We start from the raw sequence: 19,668 nt of genomic DNA, 5'->3' as shown, positions 1-19,668 counted from the left end.
GTTATGAACAATACACTCATCATACTGAGGGGGGCATATCTTGTCAAACAAAAGACACCACCCTCGTCAGGGCGGTGTCGTCGATTAATCGATTGCTTTCGCTTGCTTCATAACATCACGTTCAATCGCTTCCCGTTTCACTGTCGTTTTCTCCGCGCTATCGGCGTGGACACTGAAATAGAATTTGATTTTCGGTTCGGTCCCAGACGGACGCAGGCAGAACCATGAGCCGTCCTCGAAGATGAATTTGAGTACGTTCGACGATGGCAACTCGATCGCTTCCGTCTCGCCTTGCTGCAAGTTTTTCGCGACTTGTTGCTTGTAATCCTCGAAGCGGACGACTTCGTAGCCGCCGACTTCTTGTGGCGGATTGGCGCGGAACGCCTCCATCATTCGACCGATTTGTTCGAGACCGGCCTTCCCTTTCAACGTCATCGATTGGAGCGACTCCTCGTAGAAGCCATACTTCTCATAGACGGCTTGGAGGGCATCGTACAACGTGCGCCCGTGCTGTTTATGGAAAGCCGCCATCTCGGCGCCGAGTAAGCACGCCTGGACGGCATCTTTGTCACGGCAGAAGTCTCCAATCAAATAACCGTAGCTCTCTTCGTAACCGAATAAGAACTGGTACTGGCCCGACTCTTCATACTGCTTGATTTTCTCGCCGATGAATTTGAAACCGGTGAGCGTGTTCTCGAGGTGGACCCCATACGCCTTGGCGATGGCCGCCCCGAGTTCTGATGTGACGATCGTCTTCGCGACGAAGCCGTTCGTCGGAAGCGTCCCCGTCTCCACTTTTTGAGACAAAATGTAATCCATGAGAAGCGCCCCGGTCTGGTTCCCCGTCAAGACGAACCATTCGCCATTGCGGTCACGGACCGTGAAGCCGACACGGTCGGCGTCTGGGTCCGTCGCCATGAGCAAGTCGGCCCCGACGCGGTCGCCGTACTGCATCGCGAGCTCGAAGGCAGCTCGTTCTTCCGGGTTCGGATAACTGACCGTCGGGAATGCCCCGTCCGGCTCAGCCTGTTCGTCGACGATGGTGACGTGTTCGAACCCATATGCTTTCAATCCTTCCATGACCGGGCGACGTCCCGTCCCATGAAGTGGTGAATAGACGATTTTGAGCGGATCGCCTTGGACGTCCGTATGAATCCGAATCGATTGGAGAGCTTCCATGTATGCCGCATCGACCGACGCATCGACCGTGACGAGTGTGCCCTCGGACCGAAGCGGTGCCTCATCTTTAACGTCAATCTTCAATTCATCTTCGATGGCATTGACGTACGAGACGAGCTCATCGGCTTCGGCCGGTGGCAATTGTCCACCGTCGGCGCCATACACTTTGAAGCCGTTATATTCCGGCGGGTTGTGGCTCGCCGTGATGACGATGCCGCCGAAGGCGTTCAAATGACGGACGGCGAATGACAACTCTGGCGTCGCCCGCAAACTCGGGAACAAGTATGTCTTAATCCCGTTCGAAGCGAGTGTGCGTGCCGCCTCGAGCGCAAACTCTGGCGAGAAGTGACGCGAGTCGTGGGCGATGACGACGCCGTGACGTTTCGCTTCTTCCCCTGACGCGGCGATAAAATCGGCAAAGCCTTGCGATGCCTTGCGAATCGTATAGATGTTCATCCGGTTTGCCCCTGGACCGATTTCACCGCGCATACCGCCCGTCCCGAATTCGAGCGTCTTATAGAAGGCATCCTCGAGTGATGTCTCGTCTTGCTCGAGCACCTCGAGTTCGGCGCGCAAATGCGGCTCGAGCGCCTTGTGTTGTTTCCATCGGTCATATGTCTGTTGCCATGTCATGGTCAGTTCCCCTTTCGACATTCAAAAATTCAATCGAAGTACTCGCCAATTTGTTCCATCTTGTATACGATGGGAGTAACGAAACTTCGAGGTGATACTATGTTTCCAACTATGCGTGCCCAAGAATTGAAACACATCGTCCATACGGACTCGATCCGCTTCATTGATTGCCGCTATTCATTAAACGACGCCTCATACGGAAAGTATGCGTATCGACAAGGACATCTGCCTAACGCCGTCTTCCTTGATTTGATGGAAGACTTGTCCGGACCGTTGTCCGAGCACGGCGGACGCCATCCGCTGCCGTCTAAACAGGCATGGACCGAAACGCTCCGCCGCATCGGGATTCAACGCGATGACTTGGTCATCATCTACGACGACGGCTTCCCGTTCGCCGCTCGTGCGTGGTGGTTATTCAAGTGGGCCGGCCATGAGCGCGTCATCGTGCTCGAAGGCGGCATCCAATCCGGCATCACTTACTGCGGGGAGACGACGACAGACGTCCCGTCCTATCCCGTTTCCGACTATACACCCGTCTTCCAAGACGAGATGATCGCGACGATTGAAGACGTGCGCGCCGCCACCGTCACTGGTGGGTTATACGATTCAAGAACGGCCGACCGTTACGACGGCAGCCATGAACCGATTGACCGCAAGCCCGGGCATATCCCGAACGCCGTGCTCTGTCCCTATACCGAGGCCGTCACCGACTTAGGGACGCTTCAAGACTTCCACGATTTGAAAGAGCATTACGCCGACGTCCTCGATGTCCCGAATCCCATCTTTTATTGCGGGAGCGGGGTCACCGCCTGCGTCAACATTTTGGCGCTACACGCCCTCGGTAAAGACGATGTGCGTCTGTACCCCGGCTCTTACTCTGATTGGATTAGTTATCCAGAAAACAAGGTCCACCCGTAACGGGTGGATTTTTTTATTTGACGCTCGTCGGTTTAATGTTCCAAACGGCGTTCGCATATTCTGTGATCGTCCGGTCACTCGAGAAGATACCCGATTTGGCCGTATTGACGATCGAACTCTCGGCCCAGCGTGCCTTGTCGGCGAATACTTCATCGACACGACGCTGTGCCTGCATGTATGACGCGAAATCTTTCAAGACGAGGAAGTCGTCATTATAGACGAGAAGCGAATCGAAAATCGCTTGGAATTGGTATTCTCCAACCTTGTCGAATGTCCCGTTGACGAGTCCGTCGACGACGTTGCGCACGTCCGTGTTCGCATGATAGATGTCGGCCGCATGGTAACCGCCGAACTTCTTATAGTTCATGACTTCTTGCGGTGTCAATCCGAAGATGAAGATGTGGTCGTCGCCGACCGCGTCGCGAATCTCGATATTGGCGCCGTCGAGCGTCCCGATTGTGAGCGCCCCGTTCATCATGAACTTCATGTTGCCGGTACCTGACGCCTCGTAGCTCGCTGTCGAGATTTGTTCACTCAAGTCCGAACCAGGGAAGATGCGCTCGGCCATCGAGACACGATAGTTCTCGAGGAAAACGACCTTGATGAAGCGGCTCGCCCGTTTGTCATTGTTGATCATCGAGGCGAGGGCGTTGATATAGCGAATGACTTCTTTGGCGTAATAATAACCTGGTGCCGCCTTCGCCCCGAAGATGAACGTCCGTGGGACCATCGTGAACGTTGGATCGGCTTGAATCTTTTGATAGAGCGCGTGAATGTGCATCGCGTCCATCAATTGACGTTTATAGGCGTGCAGCCGTTTGACTTGGACGTCAAAAATCGAGTCCGGATCGACGGCGATGCCCGTCTCAGCTTGGATATAGCCGGCTAGGTCAAGTTTGTTTTGTTGTTTCACGTTCATGACCTGCTCTTGGAAGCTCGCATCTTTTGAGACACCCATCAACTTCTCAAGGTCGTTCGGATGTTCGATCCATGACGAACCAATCGCATCCGTAATCAAATTCGAGAGGCGTGGGTTCGACTTGAGGAGCCAGCGTCGATGTGTGATGCCGTTCGTCTTGTTATTGAACCGGAGTGGGAACATCTCATACAAGTGACGCATTTCGCGTTGCTTCAAGATGTCCGTGTGAATCCGAGCGACCCCATTCGTCGAATGTGAGCCGACGACGGCAAGGTTCGCCATATTGATGTGTTCGTTCGACACGATCGCGATCTCGCCCATATGTGGCTCGAGATGCGGATAGTTGACGAGGACGTCTTTACAGAAGCGGCGATTGATTTCGGTGATGATTTGATAAATGCGCGGCAATAACCGTTCATACATCTCGACCGGCCACTTCTCAAGCGCCTCGGCGAGGAGCGTATGGTTCGTGAACGACATGACGCTCTTCGTCACACGCCACGCTTCGTCCCACCCGTAGCCGTGGTCGTCCATTAAAATCCGCATGAGTTCAGGGATGGCCACGACCGGATGCGTATCGTTAATGTGGACTGCATAATGGTCGCCGAGGTGCTTCAAAGATTTATTATGACGTAAGTAAGACGCAATCATCGACTGGACGCCCGCCGAGACGAAGAAGTACTGTTGCTTCAAACGCAACACTTTTCCTTCGTACGTCGTGTCGTCCGGATACAGGAACTCAGAGATGGTCGCAATCGACTGCTTATACTTCAGCAAATCTTTATACGAACCTTTCGTCCGTTCCATATACTCCTCGTCATCAAACGGCGACTCGGCATTCCAAAGTCGGAGCGTGTTGACGACGTCGTTCTTGTACCCGATGACCGGCATATCGTAAGGGACGGCTCGAACGACTTCGTCCGGATGATGGACGACCCGGAGCCGATCCCCGATTTGGCGCATCTCAATCCAGCCCCCGAAATTGACGTCGATGGCCCGGTCCGCTCGGCGCGTCTCCCACATGTTCCCGTCACGTAGCCAGTTGTCCGGCAACTCGACTTGATAGCCGTCGACGATTTTTTGTTTGAACAAGCCGTAACGGTAGCGAATCCCGTTCCCGTGTCCCGGGAGACTGAGCGCTGCGAGCGAGTCGAGGAAGCAGGCTGCTAGGCGGCCGAGACCGCCGTTACCGAGACCTGGTTCCGGCTCATATTCGGTAATATCGGTGAAATTGAATCCGAGCTCATCGAGTCCCTCTTGCACGACTTCGAGGACGTCCATACTGAGTAAATTGTTGTACAGAAAACGACCGAGCAAAAATTCAAGTGAGAAATAAATGACTTGTTTACTTTGTTTTTCTTCATGCTTGTCGCGGGTGTTGATCCATTTCGGAATTGCCTGCTCGCGCACCATCGTGGCCAACGTTTGATACACTTCCTGCTCGGTCCCTTCATCAAACGACTTCCCGTTTAATGCGACAAATCTCTCTTGGAATGAAGTGACGAAGCTCTGTTTGTCTGTAAACATATGTGTGTAAAACTCCTTCCGGTCATGCAAATAGGTGATACAACTCACGGTATTGCTTCGCAGATTGTTTCCAGCTGAAGTCCGCGGTCATCGCTTGATGGACGAGCGCGTTCCAATTGTTGTCATCATAGAAGACACGAATCGATTTCTCGATTGTCGCGAGCATCTCGTGGGCGTTATAGTTCAAGAAACCAAAACCTGTGCCTTCTTGTGTGTATTCGTTATACGGTTTGACCGTATCGCGCAGTCCGCCCGTCTCTCGTACGATTGGGAGCGTCCCGTAACGCATCGAGATGAGCTGGCTGAGACCGCACGGTTCGAAGCGGGACGGCATGAGGAATGCGTCCGATCCGGCATAAATCAAGTGTGCGAGTTCGATATCGAAACCGATATACGACCCGACCTTGCCAGGGTGCGACGCCGTCATGTGATGGACGATGCCTTCATATTCCGGTTGACCCGACCCGAGGAACACGAACTGACAGTCCAAGTTCCCGAGCTCTTCACTCACCGCTTCAATCAAATCGAGGCCTTTTTGTTCCACGAGTCGACTGACGAAACCGATCAACATGATATCGTCACGCACCTCGAGGCCGAACCGTTCTTGAAGCTCACGCTTGTTGGCGAGCTTCCCTTCTTTGACCGTATCGAGATTGTACGTCTGGGCGATGCGCTTGTCCGTGCTCGGGTCATTCGTCGCCAAATCGAGGCCGTTCAAAATCCCTCGGACGTCGACAGACCGATAACGGAGTGTCGCGTCGAGCCCTTCCCCGTAGTACGGTTCCATGATTTCGTCACGATACGACGGACTGACCGTCGTGATTTGGTCTGAATGGACGATGCCCGCCTTCATGTAGTTGACGAGACCGTTATGTTGAATTCCTTCCGCCGTGAAGTGTTCCGGACCGAACTGTAACAGCTCGCCGAGGACCGCTTCCGGGAAGATGCCTTGGTATTGCAGGTTATGGATGGTAAAGACGGTACGAATGCGTTGATACGCCTCGATATGTTGATAATGGATCCGCAAGAAGGCTGGGACGACACCGGTCTGCCAATCATGACAGTGGAGCACGTCAGGCACGTCTTCCGCTTCGAGCTTCCCGATCATCTCGAGCACGGCACGAGAGAAGAATGCGAAGCGCTCGGCATCATCGTAATGGCCATAGAGCACGCCTTCCCGTTTAAAGTAATATTCGTTGTCGATGAAGTAATACGTGATTCCATCGCGTTCAAGCTTGAGGACGGCACCGAACTGCTTGCGCCAGCCGACCGGAACGATCAGATCGAACATGTATTCCATTTCATCTACGTACTCTTGAGCAATCGTGCCATACTTCGGCATGATGACACTCACTTCTTCACCAAGGCTAGACACCGCTTGAGGGAGCGAGCCGATGACATCGGCAAGCCCCCCCGTTTTCATGAACGGTGCTGCTTCTGAAGCGACATACCATATTTTCATAATATCCCCCTTACACCGTTGTCCGTTTTCCGATTACGATCGGTTCATCGACCGTACCACGAATGACTTGCCCTCGTTTGACGACCACTTCTTTATCTAAAATGGCGTTCTCGACGACAGCCCCTTCTTCGATGATCGATTTGGATAGAATGATTGAGTTTTTAACGCGGGCGTGTTCGCTGACGACGACACCGCGGAAGAGAATGCTGTTTTGAACTTCACCGCTGATTTTACAGCCGTTCGCGACGAGCGCCTCATTCACCTTCGACCCGTTCAAATAGCGTGTCGGTGGCTCATGTTTAATCTTCGTATAAATGTGTGGGAAGTCGTAAATGATTCCCTCATGACGAAGTAAGCGCATACTCTCATTATAGTATGAAAGCACAGAGTGAATCACCTGCATTTTGCCAGTATAGTGATACCCGTGAACGTGGAGACGGTGAAGCTGCGGACGGATGACACCGTCGAGCAAGTCATACTCGCCTCTTGACGTCGCTTCATTGACGAGACGAAGGAACAGGTTTTTCGACATGACGATCGTCTCCGTATACGTATACTCATCGCTCGGGCTGTATCCGCGCTCACCGATGCCGACGACGCGATCGTTCTCGCCGAGACGGATCGGGCGGCAATAGCCACACTTCTGTTCATGGCCTGTATAGGCGAGCGTGATGTCCGCCCCCATCGATTTGTGATGCTCGAGCATGTCTTGGAAATCGATTGTCGTCAACACGTTCGAACCTGTGATGACCACATACGGTTGCTTGCTACGCACAAAATGTTCGCGGTGCATCGAGAAGTTGGCCAAATCGCCGAGGTAGGCTTCTCCGTCAGGTTTGAGTGCCGGCGGGAAGATGTGCAGGCCGCCTTGTGAGCGGTCCAAATCCCATTCTTTCCCTGATCCCAAGTGGTCCATGAGTGAGCGGTATTTATCAAGTGTGAAAATACCAACTTGGTTGATGCCTTGAGTGATCATGTTCGTCAATGTAAAGTCAATTAGGCGATAACGCCCTGAGAACGGGACAGCCGCTAAATTGCGGTGCCCCGTGAATTCAGGAAATAAACCCTCTTCAGTTCCTAAGTTGATGATTCCTAACAAATCATTCGTCAACAGTAACGCCTCCTTGCGTCGGTCTTTTTTTAAATCAAACACGTTGTTTGAAGACTGTGCCGCTCTCGATATTTTCATGTGGTTCAATGACAACGATCTCACCACCCGGCTCGCCAACTGTCGCCCCGTCTTGAATGACGGCACAGCTCGCGACGATCGCTCGATGAATCGTTACATCTTTTCCAATCCGTGCTCCCGGCATGATGACCGAGTCTTTGACGAGCGAGCCTTCACCGACACGTACATCGTAGAACAAGACCGAATGTTGGACCTCGCCTTCGATTTGGCAGCCTTCGTTAATGACCGACTGTTCGACACACGCATCTTTCCCGATGAATTGCGGTGTTTGGTTCGGGTTGACCGAATAGATTTTCCAGTTCGGATCGTAAAGGTCGAACGGTGGATCTTCTTCGAGCAAGTCCATGTTGGCTTCCCAAAGCGATTGAATTGTTCCAACGTCTTTCCAGTAGCCTTTGAATTTATAAGCGAACACGTCTAAGCCGTCGAGAAGCGTGTTCGGAATGATGTTTTTCCCGAAGTCGAAACTTGATGTCTCGTCTTCCGCGTCTTGAATCAAATGCTCCCGAAGTACTTTCCAGTTGAAGATGTAAATCCCCATCGAGGCCAAGTTGCTCTTCGGCTTCTCTGGCTTCTCGTCGAACTCATTGATGCGAAGATCGTCGCTCGTATTCAAAATCCCAAAGCGTGGCGCCTCGTCCCATGGAACTTCCATGACTGAGATTGTGACATCGGCTTGTTTCTCTTTATGGAAATCGAGCATCTTCTCATAGTCCATCTTGTAAATGTGGTCCCCCGATAGGATCAACACGTACTCCGGATCGTAGTCGTCGATATAGCTCAAGTTCCGATAAATCGCATTGGCCGTACCTTCGTACCAGTTTTTTCCCGACTGAGCTTGGTATGGTGGTAAGATGGCCAAGCCTCCATTGCGGCGGTCCAAATCCCAGGCTGACCCGATGCCTAGGTAACGGTTCAATTCCAGTGGTTCATATTGTGTTAACACGCCCACCGTCGTGATTCCCGAATTGGTACAGTTCGATAATGGAAAATCGATGATCCGGTACTTCCCTCCAAAGTTGACAGCAGGTTTTGCCGTCTTCCGTGTGAGAGGCCCGAGTCGTTTCCCTTCTCCTCCTGCGAGGAGCATCGCAACCATTTCTTGCTTCATAGTACAGCCTCCTAAATTCATAATATAAACATCTATTACCCTCTTTCTCTACTTCCTAATGTATTCCTGCCCAAATTATTATATGATAACGTTTACATTTTGAATTTTTTTGAAAGATTGACGATATAATGTATAAAGAGAGAGGTGAGACGATGCGAGCGTGGATTGGGACACTATTTTTTGCTGGACTGTTAGCCGTCGGCGGGACGATCAGCGGAGCGTTAAAAGAAGAAATTGAGCAAGCGAAACAGATTATGACGTGGGGTGAAAAGACGGTCAACGCTACCCCGCTCGCGTCGAAACATGCCGTCACGTTGACGTACAAAGGCGGGACGGAACGGCTCTATTTGAACGGTCGACGCGATGACGTCTCTGTCGCGCGCTTTCCGGCCCACCTCCGTGAAGCCATCATGACCATCGAAGACCGCAAGTTTAACGCCCATCCGGGATATGACCTCGGTGGTATCGCTCGGGCTTTCATCAATAACGCCAATGAATCCTCGCGCCAAGGCGGCAGCACCATCACCCAACAGCTCGCCCGGAACGTCTATTTGACGCACGAGCGGACATATGAGCGCAAAGTGAAGGAATTATTGCTCGCCCGGGCGCTTGAAAAACAATATAGTAAAAAAGAAATTATGACAGCATACAGCAATGTCATCTTCTTCGGACATAACGTTTACGGGATTCAAGCAGCAGCCGAGACGTATTTCGCCCGCCCGCTCGAAGATTTGAACTGGAATCAAATCGCTTTCCTGTTAACCATCCCGAACAATCCATCTTTATATGATCCGCTCGATCCGTCAGAATCGTTCTATGAGCGCAAAGATCGAATCCTCACCCAGCTCCGTGATGCCGGCGTCATATCTAGACAAGCGTATGAAACGCATCATGGGGTGAAGCTGACGGCGACGTACCGTCAACACGTCGTCCGTTATCCCGATTATATGGATACGGTCATGAAAGAGGCGATTCGACTCGTCCGCTCACGTTATGATCTCGATGAAGAAGCAGCCAGAGACTACTTGGCGACCAATCAAGCGACAATCGAGACGCATCTGTCCGTCGCCCGGCAACAACAGGCGAAACAAGTCATGACAAAACTGCCGAACGGTTTGAACGGCGGCTACGCCGAGCTGACGCCGAACGGACGCATCATCGCCCTCGTCGATTCAGAGATGACCCAATCGGGTGAATTCAATCGGGCCACGCAAGCGTTCCGCCAACCTGGGTCAGCCATCAAACCTGTCCTCGTGTTCGCGCCCTATATAGAAGAGACCGGAGCGAAACTCGATACCATCCTCGACGGTCGGCCAGTCTGTTACGGGACGTATTGTCCGACGAACAGCGGAAATCGTATCCTCGGTGATGTATCGTTCCGCGATACGGTCGCGTATTCCTACAACACGCCGGCGCTCGCCGCCTTCACCGCGATCGATCAAGAGGCAGCGTATACGACGGCGGACATGATGTTCAGCCAGTGGGACGCTAAGAGCGATAACAGTCTCGCCAGCGCACTCGGCGGTTTGACCCAAGGCGTGTCGCCCAAAGAGCTTGCCGCCGCCTATACCCCGTTTCTCAACCAAGGCGTGTACGTGTCCGGCCAGACGATTAAACAGATTCGCTTCGAGTCGGGCGCAGCTACGATCACGCCAAGCATGACGAAGCAAGCTGTCTGGTCGAAAGCGACCGTCGCGACGATGCGGGAGGCGTTGTCCGCTGTCACCACTTACGGGACGGGACGTTACGCCAACCAAATCAAAGGGCCTTATATCGGCGGGAAGACCGGTACGACGAACTCGCATAAAGACATGTGGTACGTCGGTTTGACCGATGAGTCAATCACGGCCATCTGGCTCGGCGCCGACACGCCGCGGCCGTTCCCGGAGCTCGCCAACCGGGCCTATCCTGCTATCGTTTGGACGGAAGCACATCGCTAAAAAGCCAGGGACATCGTTGTCCCTGGCTTTTTATGGTCGTCGATACGTCTGGCACGTGTAGTCCCCCCATGCCTCGAACAGTTCATGTTGTTGAATCAGTTTCCATGGATTGAACAGCGTCTGCCCGTTCTTGTTGAAGAAGAGTCCGGCGCCGATGCAGTATGTCGCGTGTTGGACACGCCCTGCCTCATCAACGAACGTGAGCACATCCCCTCGTTCGGTCAGTTCCGACTCGGTTCTCATGTAACCAGCCTGACCGAGCGTCTGGAGGAATGTGCCAGGATGGACCCATTGCGTCGCCATCCACTCCGCACCTGTCACCGCGAACAGCGTGGCCGCGAGGCAATTGCTGCCTGACGTGACCGGGAAGGTGTTAGCAAGGCGTCGCACATGGTCAGGGCAAGTATCGGGAATAGAACTCGCCGTCCACTCGTCCCAAGCTTTGGCGTACTCGAACGTCAGTTGACGACGCATCTCGTCTGGCATCACCTGAAAGGCTGACTGATGTAAGATGAGATACGGCACATCGTCTACCGTCACAATCGAAGTCGCCAACGAATCGATTTCCATGTCAGTCGCCGGGAAAACGAGCCCCCGTCCGACCGTGACTTGATAGGCAAGCAACTCGCGTCTCACTTCTGGCAATAATGTCGCGACCCACCCCGGCGGCGCATGCAAGACGACAACAGCCTCGCGGTCGATGGTCCAATACGTATAGGCGTTGGCCATGCGGATGTCCCGATAAGACGGATGCACGTCGAATTCTGCCCGTGGGATCATCAAGACATTCGCATCCGCACCGAGTCGCGTCACGAGTCTCGCATCCGCCATGAATAAGTCCATCGGTGGCACCATCGAACCCATCCATGCCTGGACGACTTCTTCGGTCGGAATGAGGGGAATCGTCGCATTCACCGTCATAGGATGATGTCCCCGACCGAGTTAAACAAGCGTAGCATCGCCCAAGCGAGGCCGCTCAACAGGATGGCCCACATCATCGCTTGAATCAAGAGCAGACCGATTGCCCGAAACGTCGACATCAACTGACTGACTTGCCATATGTAATAGAACAAATAGAGGACGAATGTGCCGAGCAATACCGCGATGACGGCAAGGAGCGAGTTCAGGAACAAGAAGCTGATTCCCGACCCGACCAGAAAAATCGTCGCCCCTGGCTTGAGACGATGGAGCGAGCTGCCGTTCGTCTCACGCGCGAAGAAGGCGAATCCGAGTTGATTGAACGTGTCGGCCACGAGCTTGAAGGCGCTGAACAGCATGAAGTAAATGGTAAAGAACACGACGAGCACGAGCACTTTTGACTCCTGTACGGACAACAGGGCGATAATCTCGCTGTAGACACCGACACGGGTCAGCCATTGAATCACATACTCGCTCGTGGCGATCGCAAGCGACATCGAGAACAGAATAATCCCAATCAACGGGGCATAGCTTAACAAGTACACGTTTGTTTTCATATCGGCTCCAATTTCACAAGAATTTCTCATATTCAGTGCAAATCTATTATCAAGTATATTATAATATTCGTAGTCACGGAGAACAAAAGGGGGATTTTCAGATGGGTTTGTTACTAATGGTCGGAATCAGCGTCGTCTTCCTCGCAGCTATCTTTACAGCTGGATACAACAGAAAACCTGAAGGTAATCAATAAGAGCCGAGATTCTCACGAATCCGGCTCTTTTTTTATTTCAACCCAGCATATCCTTGTTGGCGGAGCGCCTCATAGACGATAATCGCCGCCGTGTTCGAGACGTTGAGCGATCGCACGAGGTTCGATTGCGGCAAGCGGATGCAACGGTCGAGGTTATTCTCGATTACTTCCATCGGCAACCCTTTCGTCTCGCGACCGAAGACGAAGAAATAGTCTTTGTCGACCGCAGACACGTCGAGGTCACTCGGGTACTGTTCCCCGTACTTGGTAATGTAGAAGAACTCTCCGTCCGGGTGCTTGGCCCACAGTTCGTCAAGCGAATCGTGATACCGCACGTCGACGAACTGCCAATAATCGAGCCCGGCTCGTTTGAGCATTTTATCGTCTGTCGAAAAACCTAACGGACGAATCAAATGAAGCACCGAATTCGTCGCGGCACATGTGCGCGAGACGTTACCTGTATTCGCCGGGATTTCTGGTTGGAACATTACTACATGGATTGCCATAATCTACTCCTCACTTCACTTGTTCGAGATCAAGTAATCGTTGTTTTTGATGAATACCGCCACCGAAACCGGTCAGTTGTCCTCCGCTACCGACGACCCGATGGCACGGGAAAATGACGGGCAACGGATTCCGGTTCAGTGCCTGGCCGACCGCACGAACCGCTTTTGGTCGTCCGATTTGTTCGGCGATTTGTTTGTACGTCCGCGTCTCTCCGAACGGGATTGTTAAGAGCGCGTCCCATACTTCTTGCTGAAAGACGGTCCCGTTCATCTCGATCCACTCGCGGTCAGACGGTTGAAGCCCGTCTTGTTCGACACGTTCAATCAGTTCGGTCAGCCAAGCTGGTGCCGAACCATCATCCGCTTCCGTCTCCGCAAAGTCTAACGCACATAGCTTTCCATTGGCGTTCAATTCATAGCCTAACGTTCCCCATTTAGATGACACGGTCTTCATGACTCCACTCCTCTCGGAATAATCGAATCTCTTCATGTACGAGCTCCGACGTCTCCGTCGACTCAATCTGTTGATAAATCGTCTCGGCTTCGGCTCCGAGAATCGCCCCGATCGCCCAGACCGCTGTCGCCCGCATGTCTTCGCGCTCATCTTGTTGGATGAAGTCTTCGAGCACCGGCACGGCCGATGGTTCCCGATAATGGGCCAACGCTAGAATCGCATTTCGCTGAATCGGCTTTTTGCCGCGCCATGCGCCAGACAGATGGCCGAACTTCGCTTTGAACTCCCGATTGCTCAAGTTCAGTAACGGGACGAGCAACGGTTTGACGATTTCCGCTTCAGGAAGCAGTTCCTCATGATGGCGCCAATCCTTCTTCCGATTATACGGACAGACTTGTTGGCACGTGTCGCAACCGTAAAGCCGTCCACCGAGCTTCGAGCGGAACTCGCGTGGCATGAGCGTCTTCATTTGCGTCAAATAGGCGATACAACGTTTTGCGTCGAGCACACCCGGTTCGATAAGCGCCGTCGTCGGACATGCCGTCATGCATTTCGTACATTCTCCGCACCCGTCCTCAATCATCTCATCCGGTGGTAAGTATGTGTCCAGGATCATCTCGCCTAGATAGAGGTACGACCCCTTCTCGGGCGAAATGATGGAACAGTTCTTGCCGCTGAAGCCGATTCCGGCCCGTTCGGCCACCGCCCGATCGACAAGCTCTCCCGTATCGACCATCGAGCGTGTCCGGACGCCCGGGACGAGCTGTTCAATATACGCCTGCAATTGTTCGAGTCTCGAGCCAACAGCGCGATGGTAGTCGAGCCCCCACGATGCCCGGGCGAACAAACCGCGGCGCTCATCGGCCACACTACGCGGCGCGTCCTTCAATTTGCTCGGATACAAGATGGCGATTGCAATAATCGACTGCGCTTCTTCAAGTAACAGCGTCGGTGTCGTCCGTTTGTCCAAATCAGGCTCCTCGAACCCCGAAGCGAATCCCTTTTCTTGTTGCTTCACGAGACGTTGCTTCATGACGATGAACGGGTCGGCCGTCGTCACTTTCAACTCGTCAATCCCAATCGTCGTCGCGTACGCCACAATCTTCTGTTTAAGTCTTTCCGGGCTCATCCCGTTCATCGAATCACCTCTTTCATGCCTATTTTCGCATACAAAAAATCTCCCCGCCAGTCGGCAGAGAGATGATGAAGCGGGTGAAGAGAATCGAACTCTCGTCATCAGCTTGGAAGGCTGAGGTTTTACCATTAAACTACACCCGCATGGTTCATATGAGTCGGCTGTAAAAGCGACTACAATCAATATACATCTATACCTTTCGGAAGTCAACACTTTTAAAGAAATTTCTTTGATGGCTTATCAAGTCTATATGTTTATTGTCTGAGTACATCTAATTCCCTTATTTATCTTCTTTAAATCATATCTCAATATAAGATAGCTGTGGCGATATAAAAATATCCTGCCGACAAAGCCGGCAGGAATGTGCGTCACAACGATGACGTCTTCGGTTCCCGAAGCAAGTGCTTAATATCGCGGAACGTGACGAACGTCTTGTTCTGAGCATCGTACAGTTTGTAGCGTAGCGACTTCAAACTCGACCATAGACCAATCGTCGTCGCTTTTTGGAGCGGCGGCGTCGACGTATGGGCTTGTTCAAGGTTGTAGTTCGGTACACGCGGGCTCAAGTGATGAACATGGTGGAAACCGATATTCCCGGTTACCCACTGCAACACTTTCGGCAACTCGTAATACGAGCTTCCTTCGATCGCAGCCTTCACGTAGTCCCACTCGCTCTCGTCCTCGAAATACGAGTCTTCGAACGTATGCTGTACGTAGAACAACCAGATTCCAAGGACACCGGCTGTGAACATCGTCGTGCCTTGAACAATCAAGAACGCTTTCCAACCGACAATCGCGATGACGAGCGCATAGAGAACGACGAGCGACAAGTTAATGAGGTATGTGTTATTCCGTTCTTTTTTACGCGCATCTTTCCGATTGAAACGGCTTGTGACAAGAATCAAGAACAACGGCCCGAGACCGAACATGACGAGCGGGTTACGGTATAGACGATATTGCAATCGAGTCCATCTCGATGCCTCGACGTATTCTTCAATCGTCATGACCCAAATGTCACCGACGCCACGTTTGTCCAAGTTACCACTCGAAGCATGGTGAATCGAATGCTCTCGTTTCCATTTCTCATATGGGAACAACGTTAGAATCCCCATAATCGTCCCGACGATAGCGTTCGCTTTTTTATTCTTGAAAAACGAACCGTGCGTACAGTCGTGGAAAATGATGAACATCCGGACAACAAAACCAGCTGCGACGATGGCGAGTGGAATGGTCAAGAAGACCGAGATTTGGAGCGCCTGATAGGCAAGAATCCAGGCGGCAAGAAACGGCAAGATTGTGTTGATCATCTGCCGGACGCTCTTCTTCACATCGGCCTTTTCAAACGGCGAGACATGCTTTCGGAGCTGGGCGATTTTTTCTTTACTCATGTACAACTTCCTCCTCAATTGCAAATAGCGATGACGACAACAAAAATGAAATATGAAACCAAATACAGTATGAGATTGACGAGCAACGTGACCGTCATTAGAATTTATTCATCATAAAATATTATTACCAGGTAATTATATCACATCACAGATGGAAAAACGTTCATTCAAAATGAGTTATCAAATCATTTTTTTGTTTCTTTTATCTATTTTTCCATATTAATCCCTTATATGGGATTAATGGTATTTGAAGTATGTTAAAATCCAACTATGTACAGATAGGAGGCAATGATATTGTTCAAAAAACTGAAACAGGTATTTACCCCGAAGTGACTCATCATCACGACTAGCGTCCTCATCTTGCTCATTCCAGTCTTTTGGATCAGCTACACGTTTTATAAAAACTTAAGTCAAGGTGTCGAGAATGAGAATCTTGATGACAAATACGCAAAGCGCGTCAAAGAACTACAAATCGAAGTATCCAAGGAAGACCCATTAGACCGCAGAGGCAACTCCACCGCAAAGACTCGCGTTGAACTAGAGGTCTCTTTCAATGAAGAGAAACCAAATCGAACTGAATTGATCAAAAGCATGCACTTGATGACACATCAAAAAATATCAGCTCGTGCTAAATGGGGGGCGATTCCGATGACACCACAGAATATTCAACAATCGGCTGAATACTTGAATCTTCTAAAATCAAAATTCAAGATCGAAGATGACATATACGCCGAATTGAACATCATGCTCGAAAATTGGTCACAAGGCGACTCCTCCAAAGCCGACACGGAGCAAGATCGTTTGTTGCATTTCCTCCAAGCGAATAGAGGATTCTCAAACGGATTGGCGACTGAGAACGAAGAGGAACTCTTTATCCTGAACAATTTTGGACCCGATTACTTACATACTTTGGACGAAGCGACGTACACGTCATATGAAGAATCATCTCCGTGATGGTTCTTTTTTTCATTAATCCTAAAAAGCTCTAACCGAGGTTAGAGCTTACCAAATCTTTGCTCAAGATTTTCTTCCGTTTCTGGTGATAGCAACCAGTTGAACCAACGTCCATGCCCATTCGTTTCAGCGAGCACGTACTCACTCTTCCTACCATCGATAATAAGATCGAGGTGGAGCAACTTGTCTTGGACATTATTATAGATGTGACAGACGTCCCGGTACTCCCCGATACAGTCGACTTGACGCAAAAGCTCATACTTGGTTTCAAGTGGCATTTGATTCGCCACGTGTGTATGGAAGATACAGACGATGCTGTCCGTTTCAATCGAATCGACTCGTGTTTTTAATAATTGAACTCCATCCCCTTGAATCAACTCCAATGGTTGTGATCCGATCAACGCACTCGCCTGTTCAAATAGCTCGAGACGAGTTGTATGTTCCGGCCATATAAGCGAATTCAACCATAATTTTTCATCGCCATCGGTCAAATCGACGATATTCAAATCAAACCCGATTCGTTCCCGGACTGGAGGAATCGGTAGATTCAGTCGAGGTCTTCCTTCGCCAATCACCTCCGCTGAAATCTCGAGGGATGACGTGACGTTCCCGACCAGTTCGCTGTCGTCATATCGATAGCTGTACTGGTCCCATAAGAGCTGTAGACCGGCGCTCGTACCAATCTCCACTAAAGACAACGGTTGCTTTGAGTATCTAGAAATCATACCGAACACTGGATATAAATACGCACACCGTCTCACTTCGTTCGTTTGAACGAGCCTAGTCTGTAAGAGAGCAACCAACTCAGTTTCATAAGTTTTGCAAAATTGCTGAAAACTCGGAAATAGTCCTTCATCTACCTCTTTCGCTTCAATGGCCACGCTTGGGTAATAGTCGCCTAATGGATGCTGGTGCCCACTCAAGAGCAGATAATGGACTGCTCCAAACAACAGGTTCGGAATAGGCTGTCCTGGATTGGCTTGCTCACATAATGTGAGAATCGACACGTCTGTCGCTATCTCGTTCGACAATGATTCATAAAGAACACTCGAACCTCTACACTCGTTTGAAGCAAATCTCATAAAAGCTTGAGCGATTTGATTTGTCGGCAATGTACTTCCCCCTTCGTCCCCTTGCACAATCGTACACTCCTTGCTTATTCCTTACGCATCGCTCACTTCCCTTTATTTTTAAACTTTCACATACAAAAAAAAGACCCTAGCCTCAGCTAGGATCTACGGATACCGGTGGTCGGAGTCGAACCGACACTCCAGAGGAACACGATTTTGAGTCGTGCGCGTCTACCAATTCCGCCACACCGGCATATTATGTTGGAGGCGCCAGTCGGAATCGAACCGACGATAGAGGAGTTGCAGTCCTCTGCCTTACCACTTGGCTATGGCGCCAAATTTAATGGAGCGGAAGACGGGATTCGAACCCGCGACCCCGACCTTGGCAAGGTCGTATTCTACCACTGAACTACTTCCGCATAATGGCTGGGCTGGAAGGGATCGAACCTACGCATGTCGGAATCAAAATCCGATGCCTTACCACTTGGCTACAGCCCAATAAAATGGGGCGACTGAAGGGAATTGAACCCTCGAATGCCGGAATCACAATCCGGTGCGTTAACCACTTCGCCACAATCGCCATAATTATATTAGAAAGCAGGGGCAGCAGGAATCGAACCCGCGCTGACGGTTTTGGAGACCGTAGTTCTACCGCTAAACTATGCCCCTAGGTGGTGGGGGGGGGCGGATTCGAACCGCCGAACCCGAGGGAGCGGATTTACAGTCCGCCGCGTTTAGCCACTTCGCTACCCCCCCACATGGTGGCTTTGGACGGAATCGAACCGCCGACACAAGGATTTTCAGTCCTTTGCTCTACCAACTGAGCTACAAAGCCATGTATGTAGTAATTTAATTGAAAAAATGGCGGTCCTGACGGGATTCGAACCCGCGATCTCCTGCGTGACAGGCAGGCATGTTAACCGCTACACCACAGGACCACACTAATTGCGGGGGCTGGATTTGAACCAACGACCTTCGGGTTATGAGCCCGACGAGCTACCAGACTGCTCCACCCCGCGACGATATAAAATTTAAATGGTGACCCGTACGGGATTCGAACCCGTGTTACCGCCGTGAAAGGGCGGTGTCTTAACCGCTTGACCAACGGGCCATACTATTGATTGAAAAACTGGCGGAGAGCAAGGGATTCGAACCCTTGAGACGGTTTTGCCGCCTACACGAATTCCAATCGTGCTCCTTCGGCCACTCGGACAGCTCTCCAAAAAGAGAAAAGTGGCTCCGCAAGTAGGATTTGAACCTACGACCTACCGGTTAACAGCCGGTTGCTCTACCACTGAGCTATTGCGGAACGATCTTGCCTGGCAGCGTCCTATCCTCACAGGGGGAGACCCCCAACTACTTTCGGCGCTGAAGCGCTTAACTTCCGTGTTCGGCATGGGAACGGGTGTGGCCGCTTCGCTATCGCCACCAGACAAGTATTATATTAACATTATTTAGTCATAACGTCAATATTTTTTAAGAGATTGTTCTCTCAAAACTGAAGACTCATCAATTCATACAAACCTTAGACTAGATCAAAGCCTCGACCGATTAGTATCATTCAGCTCCACACGTCGCCGTGCTTCCACCCATGACCTATCTACCTCATCGTCT

The 19,668-nt window shown here is 51.3% G+C and carries 15 protein-coding genes, 14 tRNA genes and 2 rRNA genes; 3 read left to right on the top strand and 28 right to left on the bottom strand.

The genetic code is table 11. The features are described from left to right. Window positions 1-84: 84 nt before the first annotated feature. Complete coding sequence (locus KNP67_RS00155; RefSeq protein ID WP_214755677.1) at window positions 85-1,812, bottom strand: phospho-sugar mutase; 1,728 nt, start codon at window positions 1,810-1,812, stop codon at window positions 85-87. Window positions 1,813-1,911: 99 nt separating this feature from the next. Here KNP67_RS00155 and KNP67_RS00150 point away from each other — a divergent pair, with 99 nt between their 5' ends. Next, entirely contained in the window at window positions 1,912-2,730 is an 819-nt protein-coding gene (locus KNP67_RS00150; RefSeq protein ID WP_029595991.1) for a sulfurtransferase, read from the top strand. A gap of 13 nt (window positions 2,731-2,743) precedes the next feature. On the opposite strand, the gene KNP67_RS00145 is transcribed toward KNP67_RS00150, so the two are convergent. Genes KNP67_RS00145 through KNP67_RS00130 form a run of 4 tightly spaced genes read right to left on the bottom strand, consistent with a single transcriptional unit; the run spans window position 2,744 to window position 8,938 of the window. Next, window positions 2,744-5,176, bottom strand: coding sequence for a glycogen/starch/alpha-glucan phosphorylase (locus KNP67_RS00145; RefSeq protein WP_214755676.1), 2,433 nt, complete (start codon window positions 5,174-5,176; stop codon window positions 2,744-2,746). 22 nt (window positions 5,177-5,198) lie between these two features. Further along, window positions 5,199-6,638: a glycogen synthase GlgA gene (glgA, locus tag KNP67_RS00140; RefSeq protein WP_214755675.1), complete on the bottom strand. Its 1,440-nt coding sequence runs from the start codon at window positions 6,636-6,638 to the stop codon at window positions 5,199-5,201. A 10-nt stretch (window positions 6,639-6,648) separates the two neighbouring features. Continuing rightward, the gene (gene glgD, locus KNP67_RS00135) at window positions 6,649-7,749 is read right to left on the bottom strand and encodes a glucose-1-phosphate adenylyltransferase subunit GlgD (RefSeq protein WP_214755674.1); all 1,101 of its coding nucleotides are present in this window, start codon (window positions 7,747-7,749) and stop codon (window positions 6,649-6,651) included. A 34-nt stretch (window positions 7,750-7,783) separates the two neighbouring features. After that, a complete protein-coding gene (locus KNP67_RS00130) occupies window positions 7,784-8,938 on the bottom strand; it encodes a glucose-1-phosphate adenylyltransferase (protein ID WP_029595994.1) in 1,155 nt (384 codons plus the stop codon). 152 nt (window positions 8,939-9,090) lie between these two features. Between KNP67_RS00130 and KNP67_RS00125 the strand changes: the two genes are divergently transcribed. Next, a complete protein-coding gene (locus tag KNP67_RS00125; protein ID WP_236355803.1) occupies window positions 9,091-10,878 on the top strand; it encodes a transglycosylase domain-containing protein in 1,788 nt (595 codons plus the stop codon). Between the two features lie 30 nt (window positions 10,879-10,908). On the opposite strand, the gene KNP67_RS00120 is transcribed toward KNP67_RS00125, so the two are convergent. The 7 genes from KNP67_RS00120 to desA all read right to left on the bottom strand — a co-directional run bounded on the left by KNP67_RS00120 (window position 10,909) and on the right by desA (window position 16,030). Then, entirely contained in the window at window positions 10,909-11,799 is an 891-nt protein-coding gene (locus KNP67_RS00120) for a hypothetical protein (RefSeq protein ID WP_058765770.1), read from the bottom strand. Next, window positions 11,796-12,353, bottom strand: coding sequence for a DUF5366 family protein (locus tag KNP67_RS00115; RefSeq protein WP_021066738.1), 558 nt, complete (start codon window positions 12,351-12,353; stop codon window positions 11,796-11,798). Before KNP67_RS00115 ends, KNP67_RS00120 begins: the two co-directional genes overlap by 4 nt. Window positions 12,354-12,579: 226 nt before the next feature. Continuing rightward, entirely contained in the window at window positions 12,580-13,053 is a 474-nt protein-coding gene (trmL, locus tag KNP67_RS00110; protein ID WP_021066740.1) for a tRNA (uridine(34)/cytosine(34)/5-carboxymethylaminomethyluridine(34)-2'-O)-methyltransferase TrmL, read from the bottom strand. A gap of 10 nt (window positions 13,054-13,063) precedes the next feature. Next, window positions 13,064-13,507 carry a methylated-DNA--[protein]-cysteine S-methyltransferase gene (locus KNP67_RS00105; protein WP_021066741.1) on the bottom strand — a complete coding sequence of 148 codons (444 nt, stop codon included), beginning with the start codon at window positions 13,505-13,507 and terminating at the stop codon, window positions 13,064-13,066. Beyond that, window positions 13,488-14,636: a tRNA epoxyqueuosine(34) reductase QueG gene (gene queG, locus KNP67_RS00100; protein WP_029595997.1), complete on the bottom strand. Its 1,149-nt coding sequence runs from the start codon at window positions 14,634-14,636 to the stop codon at window positions 13,488-13,490. The genes KNP67_RS00105 and queG overlap by 20 nt, the downstream gene beginning before the upstream one ends. A 78-nt stretch (window positions 14,637-14,714) precedes the next feature. Continuing rightward, window positions 14,715-14,785: transfer RNA gene (locus KNP67_RS00095), tRNA-Gly, on the bottom strand. 225 nt (window positions 14,786-15,010) lie between these two features. Further along, entirely contained in the window at window positions 15,011-16,030 is a 1,020-nt protein-coding gene (gene desA, locus KNP67_RS00090; protein WP_021065768.1) for a Delta(5) desaturase DesA, read from the bottom strand. Between the two features lie 360 nt (window positions 16,031-16,390). Between desA and KNP67_RS00085 the strand changes: the two genes are divergently transcribed. Continuing rightward, window positions 16,391-16,984, top strand: coding sequence for a DUF6241 domain-containing protein (locus KNP67_RS00085; RefSeq protein ID WP_029595998.1), 594 nt, complete (start codon window positions 16,391-16,393; stop codon window positions 16,982-16,984). A 41-nt stretch (window positions 16,985-17,025) separates the two neighbouring features. Here KNP67_RS00085 and KNP67_RS00080 read toward each other — a convergent pair whose 3' ends face one another. From KNP67_RS00080 to KNP67_RS00005, 16 genes are all read right to left on the bottom strand, one after another. Further along, the gene (locus KNP67_RS00080; protein ID WP_214755935.1) at window positions 17,026-18,066 is read right to left on the bottom strand and encodes a DUF2332 domain-containing protein; all 1,041 of its coding nucleotides are present in this window, start codon (window positions 18,064-18,066) and stop codon (window positions 17,026-17,028) included. Between the two features lie 160 nt (window positions 18,067-18,226). Further along, window positions 18,227-18,307 (bottom strand) — tRNA-Leu (locus KNP67_RS00075). Window positions 18,308-18,316: 9 nt separating this feature from the next. Continuing rightward, window positions 18,317-18,390: transfer RNA gene (locus KNP67_RS00070), tRNA-Cys, on the bottom strand. A gap of 8 nt (window positions 18,391-18,398) precedes the next feature. Continuing rightward, window positions 18,399-18,473, bottom strand: a tRNA-Gly gene (locus KNP67_RS00065). A 4-nt stretch (window positions 18,474-18,477) separates the two neighbouring features. After that, window positions 18,478-18,552: transfer RNA gene (locus KNP67_RS00060), tRNA-Gln, on the bottom strand. A gap of 6 nt (window positions 18,553-18,558) precedes the next feature. Further along, window positions 18,559-18,634: transfer RNA gene (locus KNP67_RS00055), tRNA-His, on the bottom strand. 18 nt (window positions 18,635-18,652) lie between these two features. After that, a tRNA-Trp gene (locus KNP67_RS00050) sits at window positions 18,653-18,723 on the bottom strand. 3 nt (window positions 18,724-18,726) lie between these two features. Then, window positions 18,727-18,810: transfer RNA gene (locus KNP67_RS00045), tRNA-Tyr, on the bottom strand. Between the two features lie 3 nt (window positions 18,811-18,813). Further along, window positions 18,814-18,889: transfer RNA gene (locus KNP67_RS00040), tRNA-Phe, on the bottom strand. A 27-nt stretch (window positions 18,890-18,916) separates the two neighbouring features. Continuing rightward, a tRNA-Asp gene (locus KNP67_RS00035) sits at window positions 18,917-18,992 on the bottom strand. 7 nt (window positions 18,993-18,999) lie between these two features. Further along, window positions 19,000-19,073: transfer RNA gene (locus tag KNP67_RS00030), tRNA-Met, on the bottom strand. Between the two features lie 17 nt (window positions 19,074-19,090). Beyond that, window positions 19,091-19,165: transfer RNA gene (locus KNP67_RS00025), tRNA-Glu, on the bottom strand. A 19-nt stretch (window positions 19,166-19,184) separates the two neighbouring features. Then, window positions 19,185-19,275, bottom strand: a tRNA-Ser gene (locus KNP67_RS00020). A 13-nt stretch (window positions 19,276-19,288) separates the two neighbouring features. Then, a tRNA-Asn gene (locus KNP67_RS00015) sits at window positions 19,289-19,363 on the bottom strand. An 8-nt stretch (window positions 19,364-19,371) separates the two neighbouring features. Beyond that, window positions 19,372-19,487: ribosomal RNA gene (rrf, locus tag KNP67_RS00010) — 5S ribosomal RNA — on the bottom strand. Between the two features lie 98 nt (window positions 19,488-19,585). Further along, window positions 19,586-19,668 (bottom strand): 23S ribosomal RNA (locus KNP67_RS00005); the annotation flags it as partial.

It is taken from the genome of Exiguobacterium sp. s157, from assembly GCF_018618205.1.
Classification (GTDB): Bacteria; Bacillota; Bacilli; order Exiguobacteriales; family Exiguobacteriaceae; genus Exiguobacterium; species Exiguobacterium chiriqhucha.
Note: the sequence above shows the minus strand (reverse complement) of the source record. Positions and strands in the feature narration are given on the sequence as shown.

Excerpts from the sequence above, each read along its gene's own strand:
- KNP67_RS00130 (WP_029595994.1), bottom strand. The coding sequence starts at position 8,938 with ATGAAGCAAGAAATGGTTGCGATGCTCCTCGCAGGAGGAGAAGGGAAA.
- KNP67_RS00155 (WP_214755677.1), bottom strand. The coding sequence starts at position 1,812 with ATGACATGGCAACAGACATATGACCGATGGAAACAACACAAGGCGCTC.
- KNP67_RS00120 (WP_058765770.1), bottom strand. The coding sequence starts at position 11,799 with ATGACGGTGAATGCGACGATTCCCCTCATTCCGACCGAAGAAGTCGTC.
- KNP67_RS00150 (WP_029595991.1), top strand. The coding sequence starts at position 1,912 with ATGTTTCCAACTATGCGTGCCCAAGAATTGAAACACATCGTCCATACG.
- trmL (WP_021066740.1), bottom strand. The coding sequence starts at position 13,053 with ATGGCAATCCATGTAGTAATGTTCCAACCAGAAATCCCGGCGAATACA.
- glgA (WP_214755675.1), bottom strand. The coding sequence starts at position 6,638 with ATGAAAATATGGTATGTCGCTTCAGAAGCAGCACCGTTCATGAAAACG.
- KNP67_RS00105 (WP_021066741.1), bottom strand. The coding sequence starts at position 13,507 with ATGAAGACCGTGTCATCTAAATGGGGAACGTTAGGCTATGAATTGAAC.
- KNP67_RS00115 (WP_021066738.1), bottom strand. The coding sequence starts at position 12,353 with ATGAAAACAAACGTGTACTTGTTAAGCTATGCCCCGTTGATTGGGATT.
- queG (WP_029595997.1), bottom strand. The coding sequence starts at position 14,636 with ATGAGCCCGGAAAGACTTAAACAGAAGATTGTGGCGTACGCGACGACG.
- KNP67_RS00080 (WP_214755935.1), bottom strand. The coding sequence starts at position 18,066 with ATGAGATTTGCTTCAAACGAGTGTAGAGGTTCGAGTGTTCTTTATGAA.
- KNP67_RS00145 (WP_214755676.1), bottom strand. The coding sequence starts at position 5,176 with ATGTTTACAGACAAACAGAGCTTCGTCACTTCATTCCAAGAGAGATTT.
- desA (WP_021065768.1), bottom strand. The coding sequence starts at position 16,030 with ATGAGTAAAGAAAAAATCGCCCAGCTCCGAAAGCATGTCTCGCCGTTT.
- KNP67_RS00125 (WP_236355803.1), top strand. The coding sequence starts at position 9,091 with ATGCGAGCGTGGATTGGGACACTATTTTTTGCTGGACTGTTAGCCGTC.